This window comes from Polymorphospora sp. NPDC050346 (genome assembly GCF_040655695.1).
Classification (GTDB): Bacteria; Actinomycetota; Actinomycetes; order Mycobacteriales; family Micromonosporaceae; genus Polymorphospora; species Polymorphospora lycopeni.
This window is the reverse complement of record NZ_JBFAKM010000088.1, coordinates 1-6,239: the sequence shown is the minus strand read 5'-3', so window position 1 is coordinate 6,239 and position 6,239 is coordinate 1. Positions and strand designations below refer to the sequence as shown.

Here is a 6,239-nt window from a genome sequence, read left to right as displayed (position 1 = left end):
CCGGGCCGCTGATCCGGGGCCGGCTGGTCGTGCTCGCCCCCGACCGGCACGTGCTGCTGCTGACGATGCACCACATCGTCTCCGACGGCTGGTCGCAGGGCGTGCTCACCAACGAGCTCGGCACCCTCTACGCCGCCTTCCACGACAACGAGCCCGACCCGCTGCCGCCACTGCCGATCCAGTACGCCGACTACGCCGCCTGGCAGCGACAGTGGCTCGCCGACGGCGTACTCGCCCGACAGGAGACCTACTGGCGACAGACCCTCGCCGACGCGCCGGCCCTGCTCGAACTCCCCACCGACCGCCCCCGGCCGGCCGAACAGGACCACGCCGGGGCGCAGGTCACGGTCGAACTCGACGCCGGACTCACCAACCGGCTCGACGAACTCGGCGCCCGCCACGGCGGCACCCTGTTCATGACCCTGCTGACCGGCTGGGCGATCGTGCTCTCCCGACTCTCCGGCCAGACCGACCTGGTCATCGGTACTCCGACCGCCAACCGACGCCGCGCCGAACTCGAAGACCTCATCGGCTTCTTCGTCAACACCCTCGCCCTACGCGTCGACCTCACCGGCAACCCGACCGTCACCGAACTCCTCGACCGCGTCCGCGACCTCTCGCTGACCACCCTCGAACACCAGGACCTCCCCTTCGAACAGGTCGTCGAACTCGCCAACCCCACCCGCAGCCTGGCCTACACACCGCTGTTCCAGGTGATGTTCGCCTGGCAGAACAACGAGGAGGACGACCTCGACCTGGCCGGCATCGAGGTCACCACCCTGCACTCCCCCTGGGCCGGCGCCAAGTTCGACCTCACGCTGTCGCTGGCCGAAGAGGACGGCCGGATCACCGGCAGCCTCGAATACGCCACCGCGCTGTTCGACACCGACACCGCCCGCCGATACACCCGCTACCTGCACCGGGTCCTGACCCAGATGGCCGACCAACCCGAACGCCCGGTGGCCGAGCTGACCCTGCTCGACCCGGACGAGCGCCACCAACTGCTCGCCGCGTACGCCGACGCGACCGCCTATCCGGCCGGTCGGACGGTCCACGCGCTGTTCGAGGAGCAGGCCGCCGCCACCCCCGACGCGGTGGCGGTGTCGTTCGAGGGCGGATCGCTGAGCTACGGCGAGCTGAACAGCCGCGCCAACCAGCTCGCCCACCACCTGCGCGCCCACGGCGTCGGTCCGGACCAGCCGGTGGCGATCTGCGTGGAACGCTCGACCGAGATGATCGTCGGCCTGCTGGCCGTCCTCAAGGCCGGCGGCGCGTACGTGCCCCTCGACCCCGGCTATCCCGCCGACCGGCTGGCATACGTGCTGGGCGACAGCGCGCCGGCGGTCGTCCTCGCCCACGCGGCGACCCGGACCGTGCTCGACGGCGTGACGTCCGCGCCGGTGATCGACCTCGACGACCCCGCCGCCTGGGCGGACCGCCCGTGGACCGACCCGGCCGTCGACCTCACCCCGGGCAACCTCGCGTACGTCATCTACACCTCCGGCTCGACCGGCCAGCCCAAGGGCGTCATGGTCGAACACGCCAACGTCGTACGGCTGTTCTCGGCCACCGCGCACTGGTTCGGCTTCGGCCCGTCCGACGTGTGGAGCCTCTTCCACTCCTTCGCGTTCGACTTCTCCGTCTGGGAGATCTGGGGTGCGCTGCTGCACGGCGGCCGGCTGGTGGTCGTCCCCCGGCTGACCAGCCGCTCGCCCGCCGACTTCTACCGGCTGCTCTGCGACGAGGGCGTCACCGTCCTCAACCAGACCCCGAGCGCGTTCCGCAGCCTGATCGCGGCACAGGCCGAGACGGGCCGGTCGCACGCGCTGCGTACGGTGGTCTTCGGCGGCGAGGCGCTGGACCCGACGATGCTGCGGCCGTGGTACGCCGACCCCCGCAACGGGCGCGCCGAACTGGTCAACATGTACGGCATCACCGAGACCACGGTGCACGTGACGTACCGGCCGCTGACGGCGGCCGACGCCGACCGGCCGGGGGTCAGCCCGATCGGCGGCCCCATCGGCGACCTGCGGCTCTACGTGCTCGACGAGCGGCTCGAGCCGGTGCCGCACGGCGTCGTCGGCGAACTGCACGTCGGCGGGGCGGGGGTCGCGCGCGGCTACCTCAACCGCCCCGAGCTGACCGCGGAACGCTTCCTCGACAGCCCGTTCGAGGCCGGCGACCGGCTCTACAAGACCGGTGACCTGGTCCGGCACCGGGCCGACGGCAGCCTGGAATACATCGGCCGCAACGACTTCCAGGTGAAGATCCGTGGCTTCCGGATCGAGCTGGGCGAGATCGAGTCACAGCTCGCCGCCACTCCGGGCGTACGCGAGGCGGTGGTGCTGGCCACGACGGACGCGACGGGCGAGACGCGGCTGGTCGGCTACTACACCGCCTCGGTACGCAAGCTGACCGCCGACGCGCTGCGTACCCGGCTGTCCGGGGTCCTGCCGGAACACATGGTCCCGGCCGCGTACGTGCGGATCGCCGAGTGGCCGCTGACCGCCAACGGCAAGCTCGACCGCAAGGCGCTGCCCGCACCCGACGGGCTGGCGTTCGCCTCCCGCGACTACGCCGAGCCGGTCGGCCCGACGGAGATCGCGCTGGCCGGGATCTGGGCCGAGGTGCTGGGCATCGAACGGGTCGGCCGGCACGACAACTTCTTCGCGCTGGGCGGGCACTCGCTGCTGGCGCTGCGGGTGCTGGAGCGGATGCGCCGGCAGGGCATGGACGCCGACGTACGGGTGCTCTTCGGGGCGCCGGTCCTGACCGACCTGGCCGCCGCCGTCGGGGCCGGGCCGGGCCAGGTCGAGGTGCCGCCCAACCTGATCCCGGACGGCTGTGCCCGGATCACGCCGGACCTGCTGCCGCTGGTCGACCTGACCCAGTCGGAGATCGACACGATCGTGGCCACGGTGCCCGGCGGGGCGCCGAACGTGCAGGACGTGTATCCGCTGGCCCCGATGCAGGAAGGGATCCTGTTCCACCACCTGATGGCCCGCGACAGCGACCCGTACCTGGTCACCAGCCTCATCGCCTTCGCCGACCGGGAGCGGCTGGACCGTTACCGGGCCGCGCTGGAGGCCGTGGTCGCCCGGCACGACATCCTGCGTACGGCGGTGGTGTGGCAGGGGATCAACGAGCCGGTGCAGGTGGTGTGGCGCCGGGTGACCCTGCCGGTGGAGGAGATCGAACTCGACCCGGCGGGCGACGACCCGGGCCGGGAGCTGCGCGAGCACTTCGACCGGCGGTACGGCCGGCTGTCGCTGCACGAGGCGCCGCTGGTGCGGCTGCTGATCGCCCGCGATCCGCGCGACGGCAGGTGGCTGGCGCTCGAACTGATCCACCACATCATCGACGACAACACCTCGCTCAAGCAGCTCAACGCCGAGATCCGGGCGCACCTGGCCGGGCTGGGCGACCGGTTGCCGGCGCCGCTGCCGTTCCGCGACTTCGTGGCCCGGATCCGGCGCGGGGTGGACCGGATCGAGCAGGAGAGCTTCTTCCGCGGGATGCTCGGCACCGTCGACGCCCCGACCGCGCCGTTCGGCCTGCTGGACATCCACGGCGACGGCCGCACCATGCACGACGCCCGGGTACGCGTCGACGCGGAGCTGGCGGTGCGGTTGCGGGCCCGGGCCCAGGCCCTGCAGGTCAGCGTGACCAGCCTCTTCCACGTCGCCTGGGGGCAGGTGCTGGCCCGGGCCAGCGGCCGGCAGGACGTGGTGTTCGGCACCGTGCTGTTCGGCCGGATGCAGGGCGGCGCCGGCAGCGACCGGGTGCTCGGCCCGTTCATCAACACGCTTCCGCTGCGGGTGACGCTCGCCGACACCGGCGCCGCGGACTGCGTGCTGCGTACCCACGGGGCACTGACCGAACTGATCCGGCACGAGCACGCGCCGCTGGCGCTCGCGCAGTCGTGCAGCGGGGTCGCGCCGCCGGCTCCGCTGTTCACCGCCCTGCTCAACTACCGGCACGCGGAGGTGCTGGCGAAACCGGACACCACGCCGGCGGCCGGCGCCGACATCTTCACCTACCTGGCCGCCGAGGAGCGCGGCAACTACCCGCTGGCGCTCGACGTCGACGACCTCGGTGACGACTTCATCCTGACGGTCGCCGCCACCGCCGAGGTCGCCGCCGACCGGGTCTGCGCCATGGTCGAACGGGCGCTGGAGACCCTGGTCGAGACGCTGGAAAGGGCGCCCGACGCGGCGGTGGGCCGGCTCGACGTGCTGCCGCCCGCCGAACGGAACCGGCTGCTCGCCGACGGCAACGAGACGGCGGTGCCGTATCCGCCGCAACGGCTCCCGCACCATCTCTTCGAGGCGCAGGCGGCGCGGGACCCGGACGCGGTCGCCCTGGTCCTCGACGACCACGAGCTGACGTACGGCGAACTGGACGCGCGCGCCAACCGGTTGGCGCACCACCTGCGTGACTGCGGGGTCGGGCCGGACCGGCTGGTGGCGATCTGTCTCGAACGCTCGCTCGACACGGTGGTCGCACTGCTGGCGGTGCTCAAGGCGGGCGGCGCCTACCTTCCGCTGGACCCGGCGTACCCGGTCGAGCGGCTGACCCACATGCTGCGGGACGCCACGCCGGTCGTGGCGTTGACCCACGGCCCGGCCCGCGACCGGCTGGCCGCCGCGCTGTCCGGTGTGGACACCCCGGTCGTCGACCTCGACGCCGACGCGGCCGGCTGGGCGGACCTGCCGGTGACCGTCCCGGTCGTCGACGGCCTGGCGGCACACCACCTGGCGTACGTCATCTACACCTCGGGCACGTCCGGCGCCGCCAACGGGGTCATGGTGGAGCACGGTCAGCTGGTGGCCGTCGCCGCCGCCTGGGAACGGCTATTCGACCTGCGTCCCGGCCTGGTGCACCTGCAGATGGCCAGCTTCTCCTTCGACGTGTTCACCGCCGACGTGGTGCGTGCCCTGGGCTTCGGTGGCCGGCTGGTGCTCTGCCCGCGCCCGCTGCTGCTGGACAGTCCCGGCCTGTACGCCCTGCTGCGCCGGCACGACGTGGACTTCGCCGACTTCGTGCCGGCGGTACTCAACCCGCTGATGGGCTATCTGGACAGTGTCGGCGGCAGCCTCGCCGGCCTGGAGACGGTGGTCTGCGGCTCGGACGCGTGGACGACGGCGAACGCCGTACAGCTCCGGGCGTTGTGCGGGCCGCGGGTGCGGATCGTCAACGCGTACGGGGTGACCGAGGCGGCCGTCGACAGCACCTGCTACCCGCTTCCGGCCGACGTGGCCGACGTCGCCGCGCTGACCTGCCTGCCGATCGGCCGGCCGCTGCCGAACGTACGGGTCTATCTCCTGGACGCGGCCGGCCAGCCGGTGCCGGCCGGGGTGGTCGGCGAGATCCACATCGGTGGCGCGGGGGTGGCGCGGGGCTACCTGAACCGGCCCGACCTGACCGCGCGGCGCTTCGGCGCCAGCCCGTTCGTGCCCGGTGACCGGCTCTACCGCACCGGCGACCTGGGCCGCCGGCTGCCGGACGGGCAGTTGGAGTTCCTCGGCCGCGACGACTTCCAGGTCAAGGTCCGTGGCTTCCGGGTCGAACTCGGCGAGATCGAGGCGCGGTTGGCCGGCTGTCCGGGCGTACGGGAGGCGGTCGTCGTCGCCCGCCCGGACAGCAGCGGCCACCAGCGGCTCATCGCCTACCACGTGAGCGGCGGCGGGCAGCCGCCGAGCGCCAAGGTGCTGCGCGACCGGCTGGCGGCCGAGTTGCCGGACTACATGGTGCCGGCGGCGTTCGTCCGGCTGGTGGCGTGGCCGCTGACGCCGAACGGCAAGGTCGACCGGGCGGCGCTGCCGGCACCGGACGGGGAGGCGTTCGGCCAGCGTGGGTACGTCGAGCCGGTCGGCCTGCTGGAGACGGTGGTCGCCGCGGTCTGGTCCGACGTGCTGGGCATCGAGCGGGTCGGCCGGTACGACGACTTCTTCGCGCTGGGCGGCCACTCGCTGCTCGCCATGCGGCTGGTGTCGAAGATCCGGCAGGCGTTGGGGCGGGAGGTTTCCCCGGCGGCGCTGTTCGCGGCCCCGGTGCTGGCCGCCTTCGTGGAGCGGATGACGCCGGACGGTCGCGACGTGCTGCCACCGGTCCGTCCGGTCGACCGTGGCGGTGCGTTGGAACTGTCGTTCGCGCAGCAGCGGTTGTGGTTCCTCGAACGCCTCGGCGGGGTCGGTCCGGCGTACCACATGCCGATGGCGCTGCGGCTCGACGGCTGG

General features: G+C 72.7%; 1 protein-coding gene. It reads left to right on the top strand.

From position 1 onward, the window contains the following. A partial coding sequence (locus AB0I42_RS37080; protein WP_357544453.1) for an amino acid adenylation domain-containing protein occupies positions 1-6,239 on the top strand: 6,239 nt, incomplete at both ends.